Source organism: Verrucomicrobiia bacterium (assembly GCA_035629175.1).
Classification (GTDB): domain Bacteria; phylum Verrucomicrobiota; class Verrucomicrobiia; order Limisphaerales; family DASXHY01; genus DASXHY01.
This window is the reverse complement of sequence record DASPIL010000062.1, coordinates 50,955-75,673: the sequence shown is the minus strand read 5'-3', so window position 1 is coordinate 75,673 and position 24,719 is coordinate 50,955. Positions and strand designations below refer to the sequence as shown.

At 57.8% G+C, this 24,719-nt stretch carries 13 protein-coding genes and 1 tRNA gene; 8 read left to right on the top strand and 6 right to left on the bottom strand.

Translation table 11 applies throughout. From position 1 onward, the window contains the following. Positions 1-18 precede the first annotated feature (18 nt). Complete coding sequence (locus tag VEH04_10500) at positions 19-570, bottom strand: hypothetical protein (GenBank protein ID HYG23201.1); 552 nt, start codon at positions 568-570, stop codon at positions 19-21. Between the two features lie 406 nt (positions 571-976). On the opposite strand from VEH04_10500, the gene VEH04_10495 reads away from it, so the two are divergent. The 4 genes from VEH04_10495 (at position 977) to VEH04_10480 (ending at position 8,460) form a co-directional block, all read left to right on the top strand. Continuing rightward, positions 977-1,051: transfer RNA gene (locus VEH04_10495), tRNA-Thr, on the top strand. A gap of 71 nt (positions 1,052-1,122) precedes the next feature. Next, a complete protein-coding gene (locus tag VEH04_10490) occupies positions 1,123-4,431 on the top strand; it encodes a family 78 glycoside hydrolase catalytic domain (protein ID HYG23200.1) in 3,309 nt (1,102 codons plus the stop codon). Between the two features lie 521 nt (positions 4,432-4,952). After that, positions 4,953-5,987: a sialidase family protein gene (locus VEH04_10485; GenBank protein ID HYG23199.1), complete on the top strand. Its 1,035-nt coding sequence runs from the start codon at positions 4,953-4,955 to the stop codon at positions 5,985-5,987. Between the two features lie 211 nt (positions 5,988-6,198). After that, positions 6,199-8,460, top strand: coding sequence for a GH92 family glycosyl hydrolase (locus VEH04_10480; protein HYG23198.1), 2,262 nt, complete (start codon positions 6,199-6,201; stop codon positions 8,458-8,460). On the opposite strand, the gene VEH04_10475 is transcribed toward VEH04_10480, so the two are convergent. From VEH04_10475 to VEH04_10465, 3 genes are read right to left on the bottom strand one after another with little or no spacing between them, the layout of a single operon-like run. Beyond that, the gene (locus VEH04_10475) at positions 8,461-9,822 is read right to left on the bottom strand and encodes an MFS transporter (GenBank protein ID HYG23197.1); all 1,362 of its coding nucleotides are present in this window, start codon (positions 9,820-9,822) and stop codon (positions 8,461-8,463) included. Beyond that, positions 9,812-11,815 (bottom strand): glycoside hydrolase family 31 protein, encoded by a 2,004-nt coding sequence (locus tag VEH04_10470; protein ID HYG23196.1) that lies wholly within the window; start codon positions 11,813-11,815, stop codon positions 9,812-9,814. Before VEH04_10470 ends, VEH04_10475 begins: the two co-directional genes overlap by 11 nt. Before the next feature lie 7 nt (positions 11,816-11,822). Next, entirely contained in the window at positions 11,823-12,644 is an 822-nt protein-coding gene (locus tag VEH04_10465) for a phytanoyl-CoA dioxygenase family protein (GenBank protein HYG23195.1), read from the bottom strand. Between the two features lie 83 nt (positions 12,645-12,727). Between VEH04_10465 and VEH04_10460 the strand changes: the two genes are divergently transcribed. Further along, a complete protein-coding gene (locus VEH04_10460; GenBank protein HYG23194.1) occupies positions 12,728-13,564 on the top strand; it encodes a helix-turn-helix domain-containing protein in 837 nt (278 codons plus the stop codon). 1,181 nt (positions 13,565-14,745) lie between these two features. Here VEH04_10460 and VEH04_10455 read toward each other — a convergent pair. Continuing rightward, complete coding sequence (locus VEH04_10455; protein ID HYG23193.1) at positions 14,746-16,350, bottom strand: glycoside hydrolase 43 family protein; 1,605 nt, start codon at positions 16,348-16,350, stop codon at positions 14,746-14,748. 361 nt (positions 16,351-16,711) lie between these two features. On the opposite strand from VEH04_10455, the gene VEH04_10450 reads away from it, so the two are divergent. The 3 genes from VEH04_10450 to VEH04_10440 all read left to right on the top strand — a co-directional run bounded on the left by VEH04_10450 (position 16,712) and on the right by VEH04_10440 (position 23,548). Further along, on the top strand, positions 16,712-21,145 hold the full coding sequence (locus VEH04_10450) for a family 43 glycosylhydrolase (GenBank protein HYG23192.1): 4,434 nt from the start codon (positions 16,712-16,714) through the stop codon (positions 21,143-21,145). A 69-nt stretch (positions 21,146-21,214) separates the two neighbouring features. After that, entirely contained in the window at positions 21,215-21,988 is a 774-nt protein-coding gene (locus VEH04_10445; protein HYG23191.1) for an acetylxylan esterase, read from the top strand. A gap of 36 nt (positions 21,989-22,024) precedes the next feature. Further along, complete coding sequence (locus VEH04_10440; GenBank protein ID HYG23190.1) at positions 22,025-23,548, top strand: family 43 glycosylhydrolase; 1,524 nt, start codon at positions 22,025-22,027, stop codon at positions 23,546-23,548. A 14-nt stretch (positions 23,549-23,562) separates the two neighbouring features. On the opposite strand, the gene VEH04_10435 is transcribed toward VEH04_10440, so the two are convergent. After that, positions 23,563-24,696 (bottom strand): endo-1,4-beta-xylanase, encoded by a 1,134-nt coding sequence (locus VEH04_10435; GenBank protein ID HYG23189.1) that lies wholly within the window; start codon positions 24,694-24,696, stop codon positions 23,563-23,565. Positions 24,697-24,719: the final 23 nt, after the last annotated feature.

Below are 24,719 nucleotides of genomic sequence, written 5' to 3'. Positions count from 1 at the left end.
CGGCCAGGCTGCCTGGAGTTATTCGCTGTCGCGCCCGGTCGGCGTCAGATTCTCGTCTTCACCCTTGATTGCTGCGGAGAGATCCTTCGACTCGAGCCGGTCCAACAGCGGAGCGATGGCCTGCAGGTGTTCGCGCAGCGACGTGAGATCGTTCAGGGTGGTGGTTGCGTTTGCGGAAGCGGTTTGGTTCGTGTTAGAACCCAGCACTCCCCGCAGAATATTTCCCCAAGCATTCGTCCGCGGCGTTTCCGACCCGGCGGTGTCGTTGGTTCGATTCAAGACGCTTCCGAGAATTCCCGCGATCGCACCCGCCGTTGTGGTCTGCCCCTGGCTCGCCGAATTCGTGCCCGACTGCGTGACGCCTTGCAACATTGGAAGTGTTTCCTCAATCGTCCGCTGCAGTTCGTGCAACTGACTCGCTATTTCAGAGACGGAATACTGGGTGGACTCGGACGGCGTCGAATCAAAGCGGCTTCCAGTCGGTGCCGTGGTGGAATGGGCATCGGACGTTTGCGCGAAGGCGGATCCACCCGCCAGCGCCGCGATCAAAATCAACATGTTCGTTTTCATAAATCCTCCGGCAATAAATTCCATTCCCCGCAAGGAACGTCTGAAACACGATCGCTGCCATGGGGACTCCCCCGAACTCTTGTCGTTGCCCGCGGCTTCGCAGCTGCCCCGAAGCGCCGGCTTCGAGTCGGCTTAACGCTCAATTTTGCCGCGGTGGCCAACTCTGTGCCGCGTGGGTCGGCTTCTGTAATCAGAGATGACTCTCAATTTGTGGGCGATCGGTTCTTCGATCATCGTAAGCCGATGGGAAGTCGGCGCTCTGGCGCGTTGTTCGCATCCAGCCGGCAGGGTAGCCGGCGATGCGGCAGGTTTGGAAACTTGCGCTGCGACGGCATGCAGTTCTTGACGAAAGCGCTGTGGGCGTCTTTGCTATGCGCCGCGTTGTTGTATAGTGACAACCGTCGAGGCCAGCTTAGCTCAGTGGTAGAGCAACGGTTTTGTAAACCGTCGGTCGTCGGTTCAAATCCGACAGCTGGCTCCAGCTTTTGAATTCCTTTGGCATTCCCTCGCAGCAGGAATTAGTATCGTCAGACAAATCCTATTGTGATGTTGATGACGCGAAACACTTGCACGGCAATCGGGAATCCTGGCGCAATTTCTTTGGTTTTCGCTGGTCGGCCGCGTCTGCGATTCAGCGGCGCACTCTGGATCCTCGCGCTGGCTTTCATCAGTTCAGGGCTCGCGCCTCACGCCCTCGGCGCCATTGAAATCGGAAATCTCCGCTGCGAGAACCGCGTCAATCCTCTTGGCATCGATGCCGTTCATCCGCGCCTCTCATGGACAATGGATTCTACCGAACGGGACCAGCATCAGACCGCGTATCACGTGCTCGTCGCGACCAGCGAACGTCGGTTGAATCCGAATGACGCCGACCTTTGGAACAGCGGAAAAGTAAATTCGGACCAGTCCGTTCAGATTCCTTACGCGGGCAAGCCGCTCGCGTCGGCACAGCATTGCTTTTGGAAAGTTGGCGTTGGGGACAAGAGCGGCAAAGTTCACTGGAGCCGCCCGGCGCGCTGGTCGATGGGCCTGCTGCACCCCTCTGACTGGTATGGGCAATGGATTGGTCTGGAGATCGAGGACAAAACAAACTGGTTGTCGGGAACGCACTGGATTTGGTTTCCGGAAGGCGAGCCCCGCATTGCGGCGCCGCCCGGACAGCGCTATTTCCGCCGCACGTTTGCATTGCCGGATGACCGGGTGATAAGGCGGGCGCGCATGTTGTTGACGGGCGACAGCGACGCGCGCGGCTTCGTGAACGGGCACGACACAGGGCGCGCCGCCAATCCGCACGTCACGCGGGATTCAGACATCACATTCCTCCTGCAGCCGGGAAAGAACGTCATTGCAATCCTCGCAACCAACAGCGGTCCCGAGAACAAGCCCGCTGGAGTCACAGCCTGGATCGAAATTGAATTTCAAAGCGGCGCGCCAATGATTCTGACCACGGACGAACTCTGGCGCAGCCGCGACCGCGAGGAGGCAAACTGGACCAGCGTCGATTTTGATGAAGGGGCCTGGCGCGCGGCCAAGAAGCTTGGGCCAGTTGGCATGGAGCCCTGGGGCAATGTGCGCGCGCCGGAAAACCGCCGCCAGCCCGCACGCTATCTGCGCAAGGAATTCAACTATGGCAAGGCCGTCCGACGCGCGACCCTGTTTGCATCCGGCTTGGGGGTGTCAGAGTTTTACCTCAACGGCAGCCGCGTCGGGGATCACGTTCTTTCCCCGGCACTGTCCGAGTATCCCAAGCGCATTTATTACGTCACCCACGACGTGACCCGCCTGGTGAACCGCGGACCCAATTGCATCGGCGTCATTCTCGGCAACGGCCGTTATTATTCTCCACGCAGCACCGTGTTCATGGATATGCCAAGCTACGGATCTCCCAAGCTCCTGCTGCAGTTGCGCATCGAACACACCGACGGAACAGTCTCGCACGTCGTCAGCGACACCTCCTGGCGTTTCACTGCCAACGGCCCGATCGTGGCGAACAACGAGTACGACGGTGAGGAATACGATGCGCGCAAGGAGATGCTGGGGTGGGATCTTGCTGCGTATAACGAATCGCGATGGGGCTTCACGGAACTCGCGCGCGCGCCTGCAGTTCCACTGCAGGCGCAGATGATTGAACCGATTCGTATCACGCAGACGCTTAAGGCGATCAACGTGACGGAACCCAAGCCGGGCGTGTTCATTTACGACTTCGGCCAAAACATGGTGGGATGGTGCCGCTTGCGGTTGACTGCGCCTCCAAGCACGCAGATCACACTGCGACACGCAGAAACGTTGCAGGCAGACGGCACGCTTTATCTGGCAAACCTCAGAGGCGCCCGGGCGACGGACATCTACATTACGCGCGGCGGCGGTCCCGAGGAATGGGAACCGCGGTTTGTGTATCACGGGTTTCGATACGTCGAGGTGACAGGATATCCAGGAAAGCCACCGCTCACGCTGCTGGAAGGGCGCGTGGTGCATGACGACCTTGAATCAGCGGGGGATTTCATCACTTCCAACCCGCTGTTAAACCAGCTTTATCAAAACATCGTGTGGGGCACGCGCGGAAATTACCGCAGCATTCCGACGGATTGCCCTCAACGCGACGAACGACAGGGCTGGCTGGGCGATCGTTCGGAGGTGTCACGCGGCGAAAGTTTTATCTTCGATACCCAGGCGTTTCACGAGAAGTGGTTGCGGGACATTGAAGATGCGCAGCGTGAAAACGGCAGCGTCCCGGACGTGGCGCCTTCCTATTGGCCGATGTACACCGATAATGTCACCTGGCCCACCACCACAGTCATTCTGCCGGGAATTCTCCACGACCAATTTCAGAATCGCGCCATCCTCGAACGGCATTTTGCGAGCGCTGCGAAATGGGTGGACTACATGGCAACGAACTTCCTCACCAATGGAATCATCTCACGCGACAGATATGGCGACTGGTGCGTGCCGCCAGAACAACCGGAGTTGATCCACTCAAAGGATCCCGAACGGCAGACCGACAAGACGCTGCTCGCAACCGCATACTTTTATCACGACCTGCGGCTGATGGCACAGTATGCGGCATTGCTGCAGCGCAGCGCGGATTCGACGCGGTTAAGTCAGATGGCCGATCAGGTGAAGACCGCGTTCAACCAGCGTTTTCTGAAACGTGATGCAGGCTTTTATGATAACGGCAGCCAGACTTCGTGTGTGTTGCCGCTGTATTTCGGCCTGGTTCCTGAGGAATTTCGTGCGCGGGTGTTTGCCCGGCTGGTGGACAGGATCGAGAACGAATCAAAGGGACACATTGGAACAGGCCTGATCGGGGGCATGTTTCTGATGCGAACGCTCACCCAGAATGGCAGGCCCGATCTCGCGTATGCGATTGCAACGCAGCGCGATTATCCCAGCTGGGGGTACATGGTCGAAAGAGGGGCCACCACGGTATGGGAACTCTGGAATGGTGACACAGCGGATCCGGCGATGAATTCTGGAAACCATGTGATGCTCATTGGCGACTTAACAATATGGTTCTACGAACACCTTGCAGGGATCAAAACGGATCCCAGCGCGCCAGGTTTCAAACACATCATCATGAGACCGGAACTTGCGGGTGATTTGAAATCTGTGAAGGCGAGCCATCGTTCGCCCTATGGCTGGATTCGAAGCGACTGGCGAAAGGACGATGCTCAATTCACCTGGGCGATTGAAGTGCCGCCAAACAGCCGGGCGACGGTGCATATTCCTGCCAGCAATCTTGATTCTGTAATGGAAGGACGGACCTCCGCTGCGCAGGCGGCCGGTGTTGGTTCAGCACGGTTCGAGGAAGGCTGGGCAGTATTGGAACTTGGCAGTGGCAAATACAACTTCACCAGCAAATGAACGCCCATCTCATTCGAAGCCTGCAATCTGCCGCGCACAACCTTGTCTCCTCCCCTCGCCTGCGACGCAGGAGCGGGAGAGGGGCCGGGGGAGAGGGTGCTCTGATCCAGTCCCTTCCCGCAGTGTCGCCCAATCCAAACGCCTCCTCTCCCCGGCCCTCTCCTCCACTCCGAGTGGAAGAGAGGGAGACAAACTCGCTGCCGCTCCAGCAAAACGAAATCAGCACCACTCTTTCCTCCCCTCGCCTGCGACGCAGGAGCGGGAGAGGGGTTGGGGGAGAGGGTGCTCTGATCCAGTCCTTTCCTGCCTTGTCGCCCAATCCAAATCCCTCCTCTCCCCGACCCTCTCCTCCACTCCGAGTGGAAGAGAGGGAGAAAAACTCGCTGCCGTTCCTGCAAAACGAAATCAGCACCACTCTTTCCTCCCCTCGCCTGCGACGCAGGAGCGGGAGAGGGGCCGGGGGAGAGGGTGCTCTGATCCTCTGTCTGGCCCTCCTGATGTTTCTCGCCGGCGGTTGCGCCATGCCTTCGTCCCCAAAGCAGATGGGTTGGATCGTAAAATCCCAACCCATCTTCGAATCTGCCCCGTTTCCGTCGTGTCACGCGTCCACGATCGAAGAAACACCCACAGGCCTGGTCGCCGCATTCTTCGGCGGAACCCACGAGCGCAATCCCGACGTCTGCATTTACGTTACCCATCTTCGGCGCGGCAAATGGACGCCGCCCGTTGAAGTCGCCAACGGCCTCGGCTTCGGCGCCGAGCGTCTGCCGACGTGGAATCCCGTTCTGTTCCAGCCGAAAACCGGCCCGCTCATGTTGTTCTACAAGGTCGGCCCGAGCCCAAGCACTTGGTGGGGAATGTTGATCACTTCTGATGACGGCGGAAAAACCTGGTCCCAGCCACGGCGTTTGCCTCACGGCATCCTCGGCCCTATCAAGAACAAGCCTGTGCAGCTCGCGAACGGCGACATCCTCTGTCCCTCCAGCAGTGAAGGTACCAATGGCTGGCGCGTCTCCTTCGAACGCACTCGCGATCTGGGACGCACGTGGGAAACCAGCGGGCCAGTCAACGATGGAAAAACTATTGCCGCGATTCAGCCCAGCATTTTGTTCCATTCAGGAAATCGCCTTCAATCAGTCGGCCGCACACGCCAGGATCGCACGTTCGAGATCTGGTCTCTCGACGGCGGGAAGACCTGGGGTGAAATGGGCCTGCTCGACGTGCCGAATCCAAACTCGGGGACCGACGCCGTTACGCTGCAGGATGGACGCCAGTTGCTCGTGTATAATCACAACATCCGCACGGGTTCCAACAACAAGGGGCGCAGTCCGCTTAACGTGGCCATCTCCGAAAACGGGCGCGACTGGTTCGCCGCAGTCGAATTGGAAAACGACCCCGACGCCCCCAATGGTTTTGCCTATCCCGCGGTGATTCAGACCCGCGATGGCAGGGTCCACATCACCTACACGTGGCAACGCAAAACCATCAAGCACGTGGTGCTCGATCCAAAAAAACTTACGCTGCGCCCGATCGTAAACGGAAAATGGCCTGAATAATCCCGGAACGCTCGACGTCCGGAAATAAATTGCGGTAACTCTGCAGGATTGGACCACGGCGTTCCCAGCCCTTCCACGTTCCCGATGTTGCGGCAAAAACCTGGCGGGCGTTGCACAACCCGCCGCCTGAACCCTTGAACTGATGATGCAATTGAATCGATACAAAAGCGTAATGCAGTGTGCGGCGACACTCCGCCATGCACACCATCCTTTGGCTGCATGCCTCCTGGCCGCCTGCCTCGTTCTTCCCGTTTCCGTCCATTCTGCGGAAAAGCGGCCCGTTGATTACGTTGATCCGTTGGTCGGTACCGCTTCGCTTGAAGACCAGGCGCTGGTTGGCAATGCGCCGCCCCCTGGAGAGGAGACCTACACGGGCTTCACGTATCCGGGCCCTGCCCTGCCCCATCGCGACATCCTCATTGGCCCGATCAACAAAGACCTCACGGACGCCGCCAATAACCACGGCATCATTTACCGCTATATTCACCAGCGCCGCACCATGCTCGGTTTTACGAGCCCCATGCACGGCCTGACGATCATGCCCGTTGTCGGCGACTGGACAGTACCGCCGGATCGCACGTATGCCTCGCCTTACGACAAATCGCGTGAAAAGGCGTCGCCCGGATACTACACCGTTTTCTTTCCCGACTCCGGCATAAAGGTGGAATTGACGACGACCGAGAATACCGGCCTCTATCGTTTCACATACCCTGAAACAACACGCGGCGCCGTGTTGATCGACCTGGGCGTGCGTGACAATCAAATCGAAATCGTTGGCGATCGCACCGTTCGCGGACGCAACCGCGGGCGAACTTTCGTCGCCGAGTTTTCCAAACCCTTCAAATCCTTCGGCACGTTCCGTCAGCAGCCACCCCGTCTCGACGGCGGTCGGGTTCATCGTGATGATGCAGTGTTCCCCGGTTCCAGGAACGGCTCGGGAAGCTATTCGGGATCGTTCCTCGAATTCACCACAACCCGCGGCGAACAGATCCAGGTCCGCATCGCCGCAAGCCACAACTACGAAGCCGCGGAAGCATTGCTGCGCGCGGAAAATCCATCGTGGGACTTCGAAGGCATCTGGAAAAAGGCGGAAAACGCGTGGAATGAAAAGCTGAGCCGCGTGCAAATCAAGGGCGGGACGGAAAAGGAACGGCGGATGTTTTATTCGACGCTTTATCATTCCCTGATGACACCCCGCCTGGTCGCAGAGCGCGGGGAACCGCACGGGCGCGATCGCCGCACACTGGACTACGACCGATACAGCCCCATCGCCTTCTGGGATACGGGCCGCAACCAGGTGGTGCTGTTGACCCTTCTCGAACCCGAGTTGAAGACGAACATTCTCCGCACGCATCTCGAGATGGCCCGCGAATCAGGCTGGATGCATACGTCATTTCATGGCGACAACGCGGTGTTCATGTATTTGGGCGATTGGGATCGCGGACTGCAGTTCGATTGGGAATCGGTCTACGAATATCTGCGCAAGAACGCCACTGATCCGAAAGGTCCGCGCGAGCTGCTTGCAGAATACAACGAAAAGGGCTGGATTCACGATGTGCCTGAAGACAGGCCGAGTCCGCCGCACGCAGGCGGAAACGCGGGCATTGCCAAGACGCTGGAGTATTGCTGGAGCGATCATGCACTCGCCCTCTACGCAAAAAAGCTCGGCAAGGAGCACGATTACCAATTCTTCCTCGCACGCGCGCACAATTACACAAACGTGTTCGACCGCTCCACTGAGTTCATGCGCGGCCGCACTCGCGATGGCCAATGGCTTTCGCCCTTCGATCCATTCGAGCCTTACTACAATCACATGATGAAGGAAGCGTCAGGCTGGCAGACGCTCTGGCTCGTGCCGCATGACGTGCAGGGACTGATCAACCTTCTCGGTGGACGCGATCGCTTCAACGAGAAGCTCGATTTCTTCTTCAATACGCCATATCGCCCGACGGGAATTGCGCGCGATGTGACGGGCATGATGGGGCTTTATTGCCAGGGCAACCAGCCCGACCAGCACGCTCCCTACTTGTACAACTATTCTGGCCAGCCCTGGAAAACCCAGGAACTCGTTCGCAAGATCCTTCGCCTGATGTACGGCAGCGACCGCAAAGGCATCGGCTTTCCCGGCATGGACGACCAGGGCGCCATGGCCTCGTGGTACGTGTTGAGCGCCATGGGCTTTTACACCGTGGATCCTTCGCGGCCTGACTACATCATCGGCAGCCCGCTCTTCGACGAGGTGAAGATCAACGTGGGCGGGAAGGAATTCGTCATCCAGGCGCAGAACAATTCCGAGAAGAACATGTACATCCAATCGGCGACGCTCAACGGCAAGCCATGGAACAAGACGTGGTTCAGCCATGCAGACATTGCCAACGGCGGCAAGCTGACGTTGCGCATGGGATCGAAGCCGAACAAAAACTGGGGCACCGCTGCTGAGTCGGCGCCGCCGTCGTTGACGCCCCAGCATTGATCACGGATTGAGCGCAGCAGCAGCCTGTCTGCGCTCTGCCAATTCCCTGTGGATTGTTGGCTCCAGTTTTTCGAATCGTTGATAAAACCACACCGGAATCATCGCCAGTGCGAAGAACACTGCAGGAATCCAGATGAACCCGATTTCAATCCCCAGCAGTGATCGCGCGGTTTGGGTCGTGTTCGGAACATAGCCGAACGCGTCCATGATCCATGCGGGCAGCGCGCCACCCAGGCCGCTGCCCGCCTTCAGGCAAAACGCGGCGCCGATGGCCGTCAGCAATCCTGGCGCCCGAACCCGATTCTTCCATTCCCCGAAATCGACGCTGTCGGACAGCAACGAGAACGGCATTGCCATCGCCACCCCACTCGCAAGGAAACCGATCACCCATCCGCTCATGATGATGGAGAGCGAAACTCCCTGGCGGACGCCGAGGTAAACGATCAACTGCCCAACAACCATTCCGAGCAGCCCAAACAGCCACACGTTGCGCTTCGATGTCCACTTGCAGAAGAACGGCAGCAGGAACACGGTAGCGAGCGAGATGAAGTCCAATGCGTTCGCGAGCCCAATCAAATCAGGCCGTCCCAGTGTATATTGAAAAAAGTAGGGAACAACGGACACCCGTGAGATGAACGCGATCCAAAAAAACAGGCTGCTCACAAAGATGATGATCCACGGCCAGTTTGCTTTCATTGCACGAAAACTATCGCGCACCGGCAGTGGCTTGTGATCTTCCACTTCCGTTTCCTTCAAATTCCAGAACGCAAACAGATAAAGGAGAACGCAACCAACAGCGTAGATCGGCATCACGAGCATGAAGCCTCGACGATCATTCCCCTGCCCCAGCCAAGCCACCATTTGCAACGCCGTGAGATTGACGAACAGCACGCCCAGCTTGGAGCCAAACATCCGAAAGCAGGTGAGCGTCACCCGCTCGCGCGGATTTGATGTCAACGCCGACAGTATCGAAGTCACAGGCGTGTTGATGCCCGTGTATAGAACGCTGCATGCGATGTAGGTAATCGCCGCGTAGATCAGTTTTCCCTGGTAACTCAGGTCGGGTGTAAGAAAGGTCAGCACGCCGAACGTGGCGAACGGCACGCACAACCACAAAAACCAAGGACGGCTCTTGCCCCAGCGGCTGCGCGTCTTGTCAAAGATAATCCCCCAGATCGGCGCGTCGATGGCATCGATCAGTCGCGCCACCAACAGAATGGTTCCCGCATGACTCGCCTTGATTCCATACACGTCGGTGTAGAACTTCAGCAGGTAAAACGAGATGACGCAGAAGACCAGCTGGCCCGCCGTGTCACTCGCTGCGTAGCTGAACCGCTTGGTGTACGACGTTTTATCGCTCATCGCGAATCGGCAGTCGGCGTCCATTTCTCAGGAACAGCGGTATGGTTTCAAGCGGCGCCGCAGCCGAAATGAATTGGCCGCCTTTGAACTCCCTCCGTGTCCACGCATCAGTCCAATTGGCTCCAGCCGGCAAATATACTTTTCGCTTCGTCTCCGCTGCATGCAGCACAGGCGCAACCAGCAGATCCGGTCCAAACAGGAATTGATCATCCACGTCTGAGCAGCGCTGGTCTTCAGCAAAGTCGAAGAACAGCGGCCGCATGGGCGGTGTTCCTTTCGCACTCGCGCGCTTCATCTGTTCCATGATGTACGGACGCAACCGCTCCCGCAGCAACAGGAACTTGCGAATGATCTCGTAAGCGCGGTCGCCAAAAGTCCAGACCTCATTCGGCCCCCCACGCGTTGGATCACTCGTTTCGGGATGAGCGAGGGAACTGTTGCGCCAGCCATGCAAGCGGAACAGTGGACAAAACGCGCCATACTGAAACCACCGAACGATGAGTTCCTGGAAGTAAGGCGTGTCCACCTCACCCCCAAAAAAACCGCCGATATCCGTCGTCCACCACGGAATGCCGCTCATTCCAATATTCAGTCCCGCGCGCACTTGCTGCTGCAAATCCTCCCACGTCGAGTGAATGTCGCCTGACCAGATCGCAGCGCCATAACGCTGGCTTCCCGCGAATCCCGCGCGGCCAAGGGTGATCACATCCTTTTCTCCCGCGGCGCGCATCCCCTCATAAAACGCCCGCTGCTGCATCATCGGATAAATGCACCCAACCTCCGATCCGTTGCCCGCGTGGTAACGCACATTGTCGTGATCGTAAGTCACCATCTCAGGTTCAATGGCATCCAGCCACCATGCCTTGATTCCGTGCTTGAAGTAATTGTCGCGCACTTTCTCCCAAAGGAACGCCCTCGCCTCGGGATGCGTGGTGTCGACCAGTCCAGAGATCACCGTCTGGTTCGCGTTGGAATCGGTGAACTTGATGAAGCTGTTGATGCCGCGTTCGGTCCTCACGAGCAAATTGCGCCGCTCGAGTTCCGCGAAGTTCTCGCTGTCGGGATTGACGGTCGGCCAGACGGATACCATCACTTCGATTCCCATCGTCTTGAGTTCGCGCACCATCCCCGCCGGATCAGGCCAGCAAGCCGGGTCGAACTTCCATTCGCCCATTTTCGTCCAGTTGAAGTAATCAATGACAATCACCGACATCGGCAAGCCGCGCCGCTTGTGTTCGCGCGCCACCGCGAGCAGTTCCTCCTGTGTGCGATACCGCAGCTTGCATTGCCAAAAACCCGCAGCGAACCGCGGCATCATGGGCGCGTGGCCTGTGAGGTCCGCGTATCGTTCCATGATCTCCGCGTAGTCGTCGCCCGTCGTCACCACGTAATCAATCAACCGCGCTGCATCTGCAACCCAGCGCGTCTGCGTGCGGCCGAGTTCCACGCGTCCCATGCCTGGATGATGCCAGAGCAACCCGTATCCGCGGCTCGATACGAGAAACGGAACGGAGATCTGCGAGTTGCGATGCGTGAGTTCCAGCACGCAACCCTTTTGATCGAGCAATCCATGACGCCGCTGTCCCAGGCCATAAATCCGTTCATCATCGAACGCCGTGAAGCTGGCTTCGCACTTGAACAAGTCCCCGCCAACCGATTTAAACGTGCGTGACGCGGGATAGTTGGTACGTGCGAAGATCTCTTCGGCCAGAGGTTCTTCACTGCCTGTCTTGAAAAAGCGCACACGTCCGGAACGCGCATCCACAGTTGCGGAAAGTTTGCCGTTCACGAAGCGGGCAAACTTTTCCTGCACGGAAAGCTTCGATGCACTCTTGCCCGGCCGCAGCAGGCTCCAGTCGCGCTGCGTCATGTCCGCGAGTGTCGTCGCCCTCACGCGAATGCTGTCGCGGCCCCACGCTTCCAGCCACAACGTTTGTTCCTTGCTTCGCCAGACAAGGCGGCTGCCATCGCGCGTAAAAGAACTGGGGGGCATTCGCGTCTCAAATCGATTCTTTTTTCTCGTCGGGAAACGGTCCGTACTTCTGTTCGCTGTCCTCTGCATGGTTGTAAACGTTCTTACCGTTCTGCAGGAACGGAGTCGCCATCGCCCACGGTTTGCCGTCAGGACGCCGAATTGGCTCGCCGCTGTATTGCGGAAGATAAATGCGCCGCATGCGATTCGTGCGGTTCGGTCCGCTGCGATGAAACACGAAGCTGTCGAACGCGACGATGCTTCCCGCGGGCACAATCAGCGGATCGCCCGGATCCGATCCTGTGTAGCCGATCAAGTCGTTGCTCCCCTCCTCCTTTTGGTGATCGATGATTCTGCCGCGTGTTCCCGCGCGCGAGTGCGGCAGGATGTAAACCGTCCCATTCTCCTCGTTCACTGCATCGAGCGTGCACCAGCAGGTGACGTATGGCTTGTGATTCGTGCTCGGGTCATACCACTTCACATAGCCGCTGTCCTGGTGCCATGAAAACTTCATCCCCTGCTCGGCGCCCTTGACGACCCATTGTTCATGGAACAGGCAGGCATCAGGCCCGACGGTCGCTTCGGCGACCTTGGCCATCAGATCGCTGAAGACGAATTGCCAGAGACGATTGCTGAGTCGATAGCGGTTGTTGATGAAGTATCGCTTGCCGCGATGCGTGATGCCGACTGATTGAACTCCCTTGGAATCCATCAGCCCGTCCATGTAACCGAGGTAATACGAACATTCCTCGCGCAACATCTCCAGCAGGTCCGGCGGAATCACGCCGGGCAGGATCATGTAGCCTTCCGTGGAATAGAGTTCCCGCTGCTCTTTGGAAATCGTGATCATGCAAAAGATTAGTTGCGCTACAGCCCCGGTGCTTCTCATTTCCGGGTCGAATTGTTATCGTTTTTTGTCGCCATTGAATTGTCATGCGCCAGAACCTGAAATTGCCTTCTGATTGGGATGGAAACCTTTGGCACTATCGCAACCTGGGCCGCACGCATGCGATGCATCACCATGCCGAACTGGAATTCAACCTCGTGACGCAGGGACGCGGCCTCTATCTCCTCGCAAATCGAAAGTATGAAATACGCCGCGGCGACCTGCTCTGGCTTTTCCCCGCGCAGGAACATCTGCTGATCGAACAAACCCTGGACTTCGAAATGTGGATCGGGGTGTTCAAACCTGCCGCCATCGGCCGCATCACGACGCCGCACTACGGGTCGGTGTTGCGCGAATCCAATCCTGCGGGCGATTTCCGCCGCCGCCTGCAGGAACGAGAGCTCGCCCGTCTTGAATTGTTGCTGCAGGAAATCGCGGGCGGATCCGAACCGGTCAACCTGTTGAACGCAGGACTTGCCTACGTGCTGCTCAACGCGTGGCGATACTTCGATCGCGCTGCGGAAGTTCCCTTCCATGACGTGCATCCCGCGGTTGAACGCGCGGCGCGATTGATTCGGAACGACTCCAGTCTCGGATTGGATGAGCTTGCGCGACGATCAGGTTTGAGCGCGCAACGCCTGAGCCGCTTGTTCAAGCAGCAAACCGGGATTGCGCTGGTCGATTTCCGCAATCGACAGCGCATCGAAAAATTTTTGCTCCATTACGGAACGGGAAATCGCGTCACGACGTTGGATGCGGCATTGGAAGCCGGTTTCGGCAGTTACCCCCAATTTCATCGCGTGTTCAAGCGCGTGATGGGCTATCCGCCGCGAAAGCATCGCCTGAGGCTTGTTGTTCCTGCATCGCCATCTGCAACCCCGTGAGAATGACGAATCACGCAGATGAACGCAGATCTTCTGAATGCTTTCTTCTGCGAGAACCTGCGTCATCCGCAGGAGACGGAGTGAAAACGTTCAACAGGAGCACGCAGAGGCAGCAGAGAAAGGGCAAAGGAAGCTGTTTCCGAATCGGTGTTCATCCATCTCCATCCTTAGTTGGATTTTCAATTCCGCTGCGGTCTCTTCGTCTGGTTCGTGTGGTTCGTGTGGTTCGTGTGGTTCGTGTGGTTCGTGTGGTTCGTGTGGTTCGTGTGGTTCGTGGTTGAACTTCCTCCCTTCAATCCGTGCAATTCGTGTCAACCCGTTTTGTCCCCGATCTGCCTCCAGAACTCAAAAGAAGCTGCCTCACGGGACGGGCACAAAGAGAAGACGTTTAACAGGAGCACGCAGAGGCAGCAGAGAAAGGGCAAAGGAAGCTGTTTCCGAATCCGTGTTCATCCGTCTCCATCCGTGATTAGATTTTCATCTCCACTGCTGTTTTTTCGTGTAGTTCGTGTGATTCGTGGTTGAACTTCCTCTCTTCAATCCGTGCAATTCGTGTCAACCCGTTTTGTCCCCGATCTGCCTCCCGAACTCAATAGAAGCTGCCTCACGGGACGGGCACAAAGAGAAGACGTTTACCCGGAGCACGCAGAGGCAGCAGAGAAAGGGCAGAGGAAGCTGTTTCCGAATCCTTGTTCATCCGTCTCCATCCGTAGTTGGATTTTCAATTCCGCTGCTGTCTCTTCGTCTGGTTCGTGTGGTTCGTGTGGTTCGTGTGGTTCGTGTGGTTCGTGTGGTTCGTGGTTGAACTTCCTCCCTTCAATCCGTGCAATTCGTGTCAACCCGTTTTTGCTTTCCCGATCTGCCTCCAGAACTTAAAAGAAGCTGCCTTACGGGACGGGCACAAAGAGAAGACGTTTAACAGGAGCACACAGAGGCAGCAGAGAAAGGGCAAAGGAAGCTGTTTCTGAATCCAGGTTCATCCGTCTCCATTCGTGGTTGGATTTTCAATTCTGCTGCTGTCTCTTCGTCTGGTTCGTGTGGTTCGTGTGATTCGCGGTTGAACTTCCTCTCTTCAATTCGCGCAATTCGCGTAAACCCGTTTTTCCCTTCCCTCTTTGGTTGCGGCTCTGCCGCGCTGTGTGATTCGTGGTTAAAGTTCCGGACGAGCGAGGAGTGCTGATTCAATTCGAGATTTTGTCGGTGATTCGAAAGTAATCGAAATCAGCGTGACCGCCTGCTTCCTTGGTTGCGAAATTAAACAGGCCGAAGCGATAACCCATGAAATGCGGAAGCGTGTAGCTCATCCTTAATTCATTGCCGATGCGGTTCCACGATTGACCGTCCAGGCTGTAGGAAAAGCGCGCCCTGTCGGTCTTGTTCCGGAAATCGCACTCCGCCCGCAAGAACACCTGCGTCGCGCCGATCGGCACCCGCTCTACTTCGCGCGCTTCACTCGCCCGGCCGCGTAGTCCGCTCGATTGCGCGCTTGCCATCACCACGAAATTTGTGCCGGCTTCGGCCTTTACGCCCACCAATCCGTATTGCGCCTGCAGCAATGCGAGCCCCGCAAAGTCTCCGTCCTTCAAATGACGGATATCCAGGGCCGTGATGCCCGAACATTCCGGGCCGATCGTGCGCTGCGTGAGTGTGTTTCGGGCGGATAGGAAATGTTGATCGGTTCGGCCCGTGGTCAGACGCAGGAACCCGGGGCGTTCGGTCAGCGACCAGAGTTTGTTGTCGGGATTATGATTCCACTGCCACACCAGCGGCAGCGGACGGTCTCCGGCGTCGCGATCGAATTCATCGGGTGCAACGATTCCCGGAATCAAGCCGCGGCTCGGCGGCAGGTTGAGGGTCATTGGGACTTTTCCCTCAACACCGAGCACGGGCCAGCCATCCTCCGATTTGACGGGCACAAGGTAGGGAATCCGGCCGACCGCGCCGGAATCCTGGAAGAGATAGGCGAACCATTCGCCGGCGGGAGTGTCGATGATGCTTCCCTGTGCGACGCCTTTGTCCTGCAGCGCGACCCGGCCTTCCCAGGGGCCTGCGAGTTTGTCGGCGCGATGAATGAGCACGGTGCGCATTCCGCCGCGAGGCCAGCAGATGTTGAACAGGTAATACTTGCCGTTCACCTTCATGAGCTGCGAACCTTCAGCGTTCAACCCGACATTCGTTGACGCAATCAGGTGGGCGTTGGTGACGACGACCTGGTTCAAGCCGCCTTCCAAAAGCCCGGAAAGATCCTCCTTCAATTCCACGAGGCGCAAGTTGCCTCCGCCGTAAATCATGTAAACGCGGCCGTCATCGTCGAAGAAAAGCGAATGATCGTGCAGCGATGGACGGAACGACTTCGCTTCCCACGGACCTTTCTCGATGTCCCGCGTCGTGTAAACGTGAGTCTTCCCGGTCGTCGCCGCGAACGTGGTGACGTAGTAAACACCTTTGTGAAATCGAATGCTGCTCGCCCAGGATCCGCGGCCATACGTGTGTTTCCCGTTGGCGAGGTTCAATTCGTCCAGGTCATCGAGAACGTCGCAGGCGTAGTTCACAATCTCCCAGTTCACCAGGTCCTTTGACTTCATGATCGGCACGCCGGGGCTCATGTGCATGGTGGTGCTGCTCATGTAATACGTGTCGCCCACGCGGATCATGGCGATGTCGGGAACGTCGGCGTGGATGATCGGGTTCTGGGCGCCCACGGCGGGTTCCGCTGCGTTCAGGGGCGTTGTCGCGCAGAAGGAAAACGCTGCAATTCCAACAAGTGTTCCAAGGAGGGATTTCATGGCATTGATTTGAAATGGGCTTCGGATGAGTTTGGCGTGCGGACGGGCAAATTCCTATTCGAGATTACGGAATCGGAAAACATGAGGCGAATGTGTGCGGACGCTAAATGAAGGCCTTGGCGTCTCCTATACGACAAACGTCATAGCGGCTGGTTTGAAGCTGCGATACGCGCGCAAGCCTGTGGCTCGGAACTCCGGGTATGACGTTCGTCGTATAGGCCGGGCCGGAGACGGTCGGCTACATTGCGCCAAGCCGTTCACACACCCAGCCTTGTTGTGCGTCCTTCAACTGCTTCGCATCGCCTGCGGTCGAGACAGTGAACTCCAATTTGGCTGTCCGATCGACGGCCTGAGCGCCGAAATGACAATGACATTAACGTTCACCGTGCGGAAGAGTATCGCAGCGATGCTCAAGACCATCCTGATGACGCTCGCGCTGGGCATTGCCGTGACGGCGTTTGCGGATTACCCAATCGTTTCGCATCGTTACGCCGCGGACCCGGCCGCGATGGAATTCAACGGACGGCTTTACATCTACTGCTCGAACGACGACGAGAACGGGACGAACGGCTACTTAATGTCGTCGATCACCTGTTTCTCAAGCGACGACCTGAAGAACTGGACCGATCACGGCGTTGTCTTTCGCGCGAATTCGACTTCATGGGCGAACCTCACCTGGGCACCGTCGGCAGTGTCGAATCAAAACACGGTTTACCTCTATTTTGCAAATGGCGCGGGGAACATTGGCGTCGCCACGAGCAGCGTTCCGACGGGCCCTTTCATCGATGCGCGGGGCAGCGCGCTGATCACGCATTCGACGCCGGGCGCAACATCCTCGACTCAATGGTTGTTTGATCCGGGCGCCTTTATTGATGATGACGGTCAGACGTACCTCTATTTCGGCGGGCAATATCCCACGAATTCGCGCGTCATCAGGCTCAATCCGAACCTGACGAGCGTGAGCGGGTCCGCGCAACCTCTGAACACCCCGGATTTTTTTGAAGCCGCGCACATGCACAAGCGCGCGGGCCAATATTACCTCACCTATTCCACGCGGCCCAACGCGGGCATGGTGATTGGCTGCGTCACCAATTCCAATCCGACGAATGGGTTTGCCGCCCAAGGCACCGTCCTGGCGAATCCGCCGCAGAACGTCTTCAACAACAATCATCACTCGACGGTTTCGTTCAAAGGCAATTGGTACATCGTCTATCACAACCGCGCCGCAGCCCTGCAGAACGGCCTTCCCGATTCACAGGCGGTTTACAAGCGCAGCATCTGTGTCGATCAAATCCATTACAACGCGGACGGTTCCATTCAGCAGGTCACGCCCACAACGGATGGCCTGGCGCAACTTAAGAATGTGAATCCGTATCTCCGTGTTGAAGCGGAAACCATGCATCGGCAAAGTGGAATCCGCACGGAAGTTTGCTCCGAGGGCGGGCTGAACGTGACTTTCATCACCAACGGTTCGTGGATTCGTGTCCGCGGCGTGGATTTTGGCGCGGGAGCATCTGCGTTTTACGCGCGAGTCGCCAGCGCGGGGAGCGGCGGTATTGTTGAGTTGCGGCTGGATAGTGTGACGGGCCCACTTGTGGGCACATGCATCGTTCCCTCCACGGGAGACGAACAGACATGGACGATTGCCTCGTCGGCAGTCAGCGGCGCATCGGGAGTGCACGATCTTTATCTTCGATTTGGCGGCGGCCCCGGCGAACTGTTCAACCTCAACTGGTGGCAATTTCAATACGGTTCGGGAACTGGCAACGCGTCGCCGTTAACCATCGAAGCCGAGTCGGCAACGCTGGGAGCCAACTTCACCAATGGAATCGCGGGCGGTGTGCAGTTCGTTTCGATATCGACCACGAACGTCAACACGGGAAATCCCGGCAGCGCTGCGCGTATTGCGAGTTACACGGTCACGTTCCCGGCGGCGGGCACCTACAACCTTTACGCACGGCTTCGTGTCGGACCCGGGGGATTTAACGACGACAGTTTGTTTTACGCGAATGGTTTTGGCGCCAAATCCCCGACGTCGAACGGAGACTGGATTTTCGTCAACGGCCTCGCCATCGCGGGTTTTGCGAGCCCCAGCGAAGTCGTTGCCGGCAGCGGGGAAGCGGGCGGCGGCGTGTGGAAATGGGTTAACCTATCGCAATTCACGACAGGCGGCGGAGAGACGCCCATTACGTTTACTGTGCCGCCCGGCGGCTTGACCCAAACGTTTCAAATCGGCGCGCGCGAGGATGGCCTCGACCTGGACCAGTTCGCATTTGGACCATCGGGCTTCAACTTTACCGTCGCGAATCTCGACGCTGGCGGAACGGGCACGGCGCCCATGCCCACCGCGACGGTAAACACGAGTAATGTGTTTCAAACCATTGAAGGGTTCGGCGGCGCGATTTGCTTCTACAACGGATGGGTGACGGCGCATCCTTACAAGAACGAGATTTATACGAACGCCTTTGCAGGCCTGAACCTGTCGATGCTGCGGCTGGGAAACTGGTTCCGCTACCAGGGAACGCCCAACTTCGATCCCGACGCCCCTGAATTTGTTGCACGCGCCAGTCAAATCCTTGGACGGCCGGTGCCGGTTTACATGAGCTCTTGGGCGCCGCCCGCGTTTCTTAAAAGCAACGGACAGGTCGGCAACGGCGGGACGCTGATCTTCACGAACGGCGGCTTTGCCTACAGCGCGTTTGCCAACTACTGGCACGACGCCCTGGTCGCGTATCGCGCCGTTGGCGTTTCACCCACATGGATCAGCATCCAGAACGAACCTGACTGGGAAGCGAGCTATGACTCGTGCATTTTTCGTCCGGCCGAAGGTGTGGTGAATGGCACGAACTACGCGAGCTATTCGAAGGCGCTCGACGCGGTCTATTCAAGGCTGACGAATTTGCCGTCGGCGCCAAAGCTTCTCGCGCCGGAAGTGGTTCACATTCGTTACAACACGCTGGCGAACTATGCGGCCACGTTGAACCCGAATCATTTTTACGGCGTAGCGTATCATCTTTATGGCGACAGCACCGATGGCACGATCGATGGCTATAACGGGAGTCTGCGATCCTCCACCAATATTTTCCCCGGCAAGCCGCACTTCATGACGGAGTACGGCGTTTCCAACATGGTGGATTCCGCGACGTTGATCCACAACTGCCTGACCGAAGGATTGGCCAGCGGATACAACCACTGGAGCCTGATCTGGCCGGGGACGGATGGAGGATTGATCCAGATTGAGTTTCCATGGAATCAGGCTCAATGGACCAATGCCCCGCCCGGAACGCCGACGCAGTCGCGCGGTTACTGGCTGTCGCCCAGCTATTGGGCGATGAAACATTTCTCCTACTACATCACGCCTGGAAGCCGGCGGGTCGCGGCGAGCGCCACGGATCCCAATGTGCGCGTATCGGCATACGTCACGGCGGACAACCTGCGCCTTGTGGCGGTATTCATCAATCGCAGCAGCAGCGCAACGTCCACGGTGGATCTCAACTTCGCTTCATTTCCATTCGTTAACTCAAGCGTCTTTCAAACGGCCGGCACGAACAAGTTTCAGTTCCTTGGCGCGGCAGGATCCCAGTTGACGATGCCGCCCGCGTCGCTGACGACGGTGGTGTTGGACAAATTTGTCAATGTGGGAGCGGCCAGCGATCCGTCGCCCGAAGTGAATGCCACGAGTGTGCCGCTCAGCGCCACGTTAAGTTGGTTACCAGGCAGCAACGCGTTGGCGCACGCGATTTATCTCGGCACAAGTTCCAACGCTGTTGCGCAAGCGGCTGCTGCATCGCCCGAATTCAGGGGCATGTTGACCAACACCGTGTTCACGCCAGCACTATTTGGCGGGACCACGTATTACTGGCGCGTGGACGAAATCGCCGGGGGCAACACCAACTTGGGCCGAATCTGGAGCTTCAGCACCGTGCCGCTTGCGGCGTTGGCGCACCGTTACAGTTTTAGCGAGACCGGCGGAACGATCGCAGCAGATTCCGAGGGCGGCCTCGGTTGGAACGGAACCGTGTTCAATGGCGGGACGTTCGCGAGCGGCCAATTGACGCTCGCCTCCGGTGCGCAACAATACGTGAGACTCCCGGCAGGGATCGTCAGTACGTTGAGCAATTTCACGATCACCACGTGGGTTCGTCTGAATTCCGTCGCAAACTGGACGCGCATCTTCGATTTCGGAAACAACACCACGAGCTACATGTTCCTGACGCCGCAAAACGGAAGCACGAGCCGCCTGCGGTTTGCAATCACGACGGGCGGTGCTGGCGGCGAGCAGCAGATCAATGGCAGCACAAGTTTGAGCGCGGGCGTCTGGCATCACGTCGCTGTGACGCTCAACGGCAACACGGGAACGTTGTATTTGAACGGAGTTCCGGTGGGAACCAACGCGCTGACACTCAAGCCTGCGAGCCTGGGCAGCACGGTGAACAACTACCTGGCGCGATCCCAATATGCAGGCGATGCGTATTTGAATTCCACGTTCGACGAGTTCCGCATTTACAGTGTGTCGCACACGGCCGCGGAAATCGCCGCGATGCACGCGCTGGGTGCCAACGAGTTGTTAAGCAACGCCCACCCGCCGCTCAGCGTGGCCGCAACACCCACGACATTGACGATGACCTGGCCATTGGCGTCGGCCGGATTCACGGTTCAATCCCGCACGAACCTCGTGCTCGGGGACTGGTTGAATGTGACCTCGCCGGCACCGCAGATCATAGACGGACAATGGCAATTGGTCTTGCCGGTTTCAGAAAACATTCCGGGGACGTTTTATCGTTTGACCAGATAAACGCGGGTGTAGTGGCAATTGAGTCGATCAGAAATGCCGGGAGAATCCCCGGCGAACCCTGCTGAAACTATGCTTCGAAAAACAATCGGTATTGTGGTTTGTGTCCTGGCGGTATCAGCGTCTCAAGCCTTCTCCGCCGAACCCAGCCCGCCCGCAGGCAATGCGACCAACCGTCCTTCATCCGGTCCAGGCGCTCGCGACTACACGCCCGATCATCCGCGAAGCCTCGCACCTTACTTTACTCCGGCAACAGCGGCTCCGAAGGCGCCTGACAAGGAAGGTTTTCTGCAGCGGTGGACGCTGCTGGAGCCGATCCGGAAGCCGAATCGCAGCAACACCGTGTTCACGGACAGCTACATTCGCGATGCCTTTCACGCAGAATATTTTCCAAACCAGTTTACGGTTGTGCCACGCCACGGTGACACGGTGACAGTCGCGGGCGAAGAACTGGCGTGGCACGCTCTCGACACCACAAACTTCAACGTCAAATTGTTCCGCTTCGCGGATGGTGTTCACAAGCCCACTTACGGCGTTCTTTTCTGGGCTGTTACCGTCGTCGAGTCCCCACGCGAGATGAAGAACGTGCGACTCGCGGTCGGCTCGAATTCAGCATCCCTATGGTGGGTGAACGGGCGGGAGGCGGTTGTGCTTTCTGGAGATCGGCGCATGGTGATGGACGACTGCGTCTCGAAACGTCTCACGCTCAACAAGGGCACGAACATCATTCGCGGCGCCGTCATCAACGGCCCGGGTATGAGCGACTTCTGCGCGCGGTTCATCGATGAAAATGGTGATGCGATTACAGATCTTTCGTTGAAAGTTGCGACAGCCGAAATTCAATGAGGCTTCCGATTTTGGTTTTGTTTCGTCCCTGAATTCATGAAATCCCGAATTCCAGCGTTCGCAGTTGCCAGCCTGTGCGCTCTTTGCGTATCGAGTTCAGCCGTTGCCCTCGACGGGGAACCTTACATCCACGATCCGTCCACGATTATGGAATGTGACGGCAAGTTTTACACGTTCGGCACAGGGAGAGGCGGATTGATTTCCGAGGATGGCTGGACGTGGCGCAGCGGTGGAGTTCGGCCGGGCGGCGGCGCGGCTCCTGATGTCGTTAAAATTGGAGATCGGTATCTTATCGCCTATGGCGCGACAGGAGGCGGTTTGGGCGGCGGCCATAACGGCCGAATCCTCACGATGTGGAACAGAACGCTCGATCCGAATTCGCCGGACTTCCAATACACGGAAGCAATCGTCGTTGCATCGAGCGATGGCATTGAAGACTGCGACGCAATCGATCCGTCACTCCTGCTCGATCCGAACGACGGGCGGCTGTGGCTCACCTACGGCACGTATTTTGGATTTATTCGCATTGTCGAACTTGATCCAAAAACAGGAGCGCGCGTTTCGGGGAATGAGGCTGTGAATATCGCGATCGACTGTGAAGCCACCGCGCTGATGTATCATGAGGGCTGGTATTATCTCCTGGGAACACATGGCACCTGCTGCGACGGCGCCAACTCCACCTATAACATCCGTGTGGGCCGATCCAGGAAAGTGACGGGCCCGTTTCTGGATAACATGGGCATCGATATGCTCAAGGGCGGCGGCAAGCTCGTGGTCGCCGCGAACGGGCGCTATCTCGGACCCGGGCACTTCGGTTGGATCAACCTTGGAGATGGCGTCCAGAAATTTTCCTGTCATTACGAAGCTGACCTGGACCGCAGTGGCCGCAGCATCCTGGACATTCGCGCGCTGCTTTGGAAAGACGGCTGGCCTGTTGCAGGTGAGAACTTCAGGGGCGGTGATTTTCAGATCCATTCGGAGCGAAAAGGTTACGCGCTCGAACTGGCTGTGGATTTCGTGCGGATGCCCGGCCGCCGCGGGGGATTCGGCGGTCCTGGCGGTCCCAGTGCCGCTGGCAGCACGAATGCGCCGGGTGCCCCGGGATCAGCGAGTGGTGCCAGCGCAGCCGCAGCCACTGTGACTTCCATCCCGCTCCAGACGCTTGGGGAGGTGTCGATGAACTGGCCCGCTGGAAACATCGACGTCAGGATGGGCGATTACATGCTTCGGCCGCATCAGAAGTGGTCCATCACTGCGGTGACCAATGCCGGGGGATATTTGGGGTCGCCGTGCTACAGGATCAGCATCGCGGGAACGGATCGTTCGCTCACTGCGACTGCGGAGCGCGAGGTTGTCACGGCACCCAAATTTACCGGCGCTCCCGAACAATTGTGGCGCATTGATCAATTGACGGATGGCACTTACCGCATCATGCCCAAGGCGGTGCCCGGCACTGACGAACCGCTCGCCCTCACTGCTGTTGGCGGCAGCACTCCAAGTCTCACTAAGTTTGATCCCGCCAGCGACAAAGCGCGCTGGAGCCTTAGATCGCCGAACTGATTGCGTTAACGCGTTTATTGGGACTTGGGTGTCGTGGCTTTGCCCAGGCCAACGTTGACAACAGCTTCAAACGCCGGTTTGGGTTGCAGTTGCGCATCGAACAGCAGCGGCCGCTGACGGGCGCGCCATGATCGGCGGTCACTGATGCCCCAGAAGGTAACTCGGTCGATCGACTTCTCATGTTTCTTGAAGATTTGGAAAAGCCGGGCGTAGACGTCCGCCTGCTTTTGAAGCGCGGCGGCTGACATCGTTGCCGCCTGCTCCCCGGAAGGAAATGCGCCGCTGTTCTCACCAAACGCGGTGACGTCGAGTTCCGTGATGGCAACCCGAAGCCCGAGGGAGGCATAGTTCTCAATGGCTTGGTCGACGTCTTCCAGGTTTGTGTTGAGATGCCAGTGACCCTGGATTCCCACTCCATGAATGGGAGCGCCTTCCGCCTTGAGGCGTTTCAGCAGCAGCAACGAACTGGCGTGTTTGCCTGTGTTCGATACTGCGCCCTGCTCGATGTTGTAATCGTTGTAATACAGTTGCGCGCCTGGATCGGCCTCATGCGCCCACTTGAAGGCGAATGTCAGAACGTCCGGCCCGACCACGCGATACCAGCTTGAATTCCGAAGATTCTCGGTTTCCCCCGCATTCCGGTCAGCGATGGATTCGTTCACAACGTCCCACCCAATGACCCTGCCCTTGTATCGACCGGCGACCGTCATGATGTGTTTCTTCAAACGTTCCAGCGCCAGTTCACGCGTGACCGGCTGTCCATTGGTTCCTCCCTCGAAGAACCATCTTCCCGTTTGCGCGTGCCAGACAAGCGTGTGTCCCCAGACCTTCAGGCCGTTCTCACCCGCCCACTTCACCAATGCATCCGGCGTGGTGAAGTTGTATTCGTCCTCGGAAGGATGCGTCGGCTGGGGCTTCATGGAATTCTCCGGAGTGATGACGTTGTAATGCGTCTTGATGTTCTCGAGTTCCGCAGCCGAGAACCCCCTGAGGTCTCCCGCACAGCCGATGAGAAACTTGCCCGCATAGGCGTCCTTCAACGCCGCCACTGGCGCTGCCGTCAAGTTGACGCTGTCGTTGGTTTGGGCGAAGGCCTGACAAGTAAATAGCCCGCACGCAATCAGGCCGAAGGTGATGTATTGCTTCATTTTGGGTAAGGGTTCAGTTGATC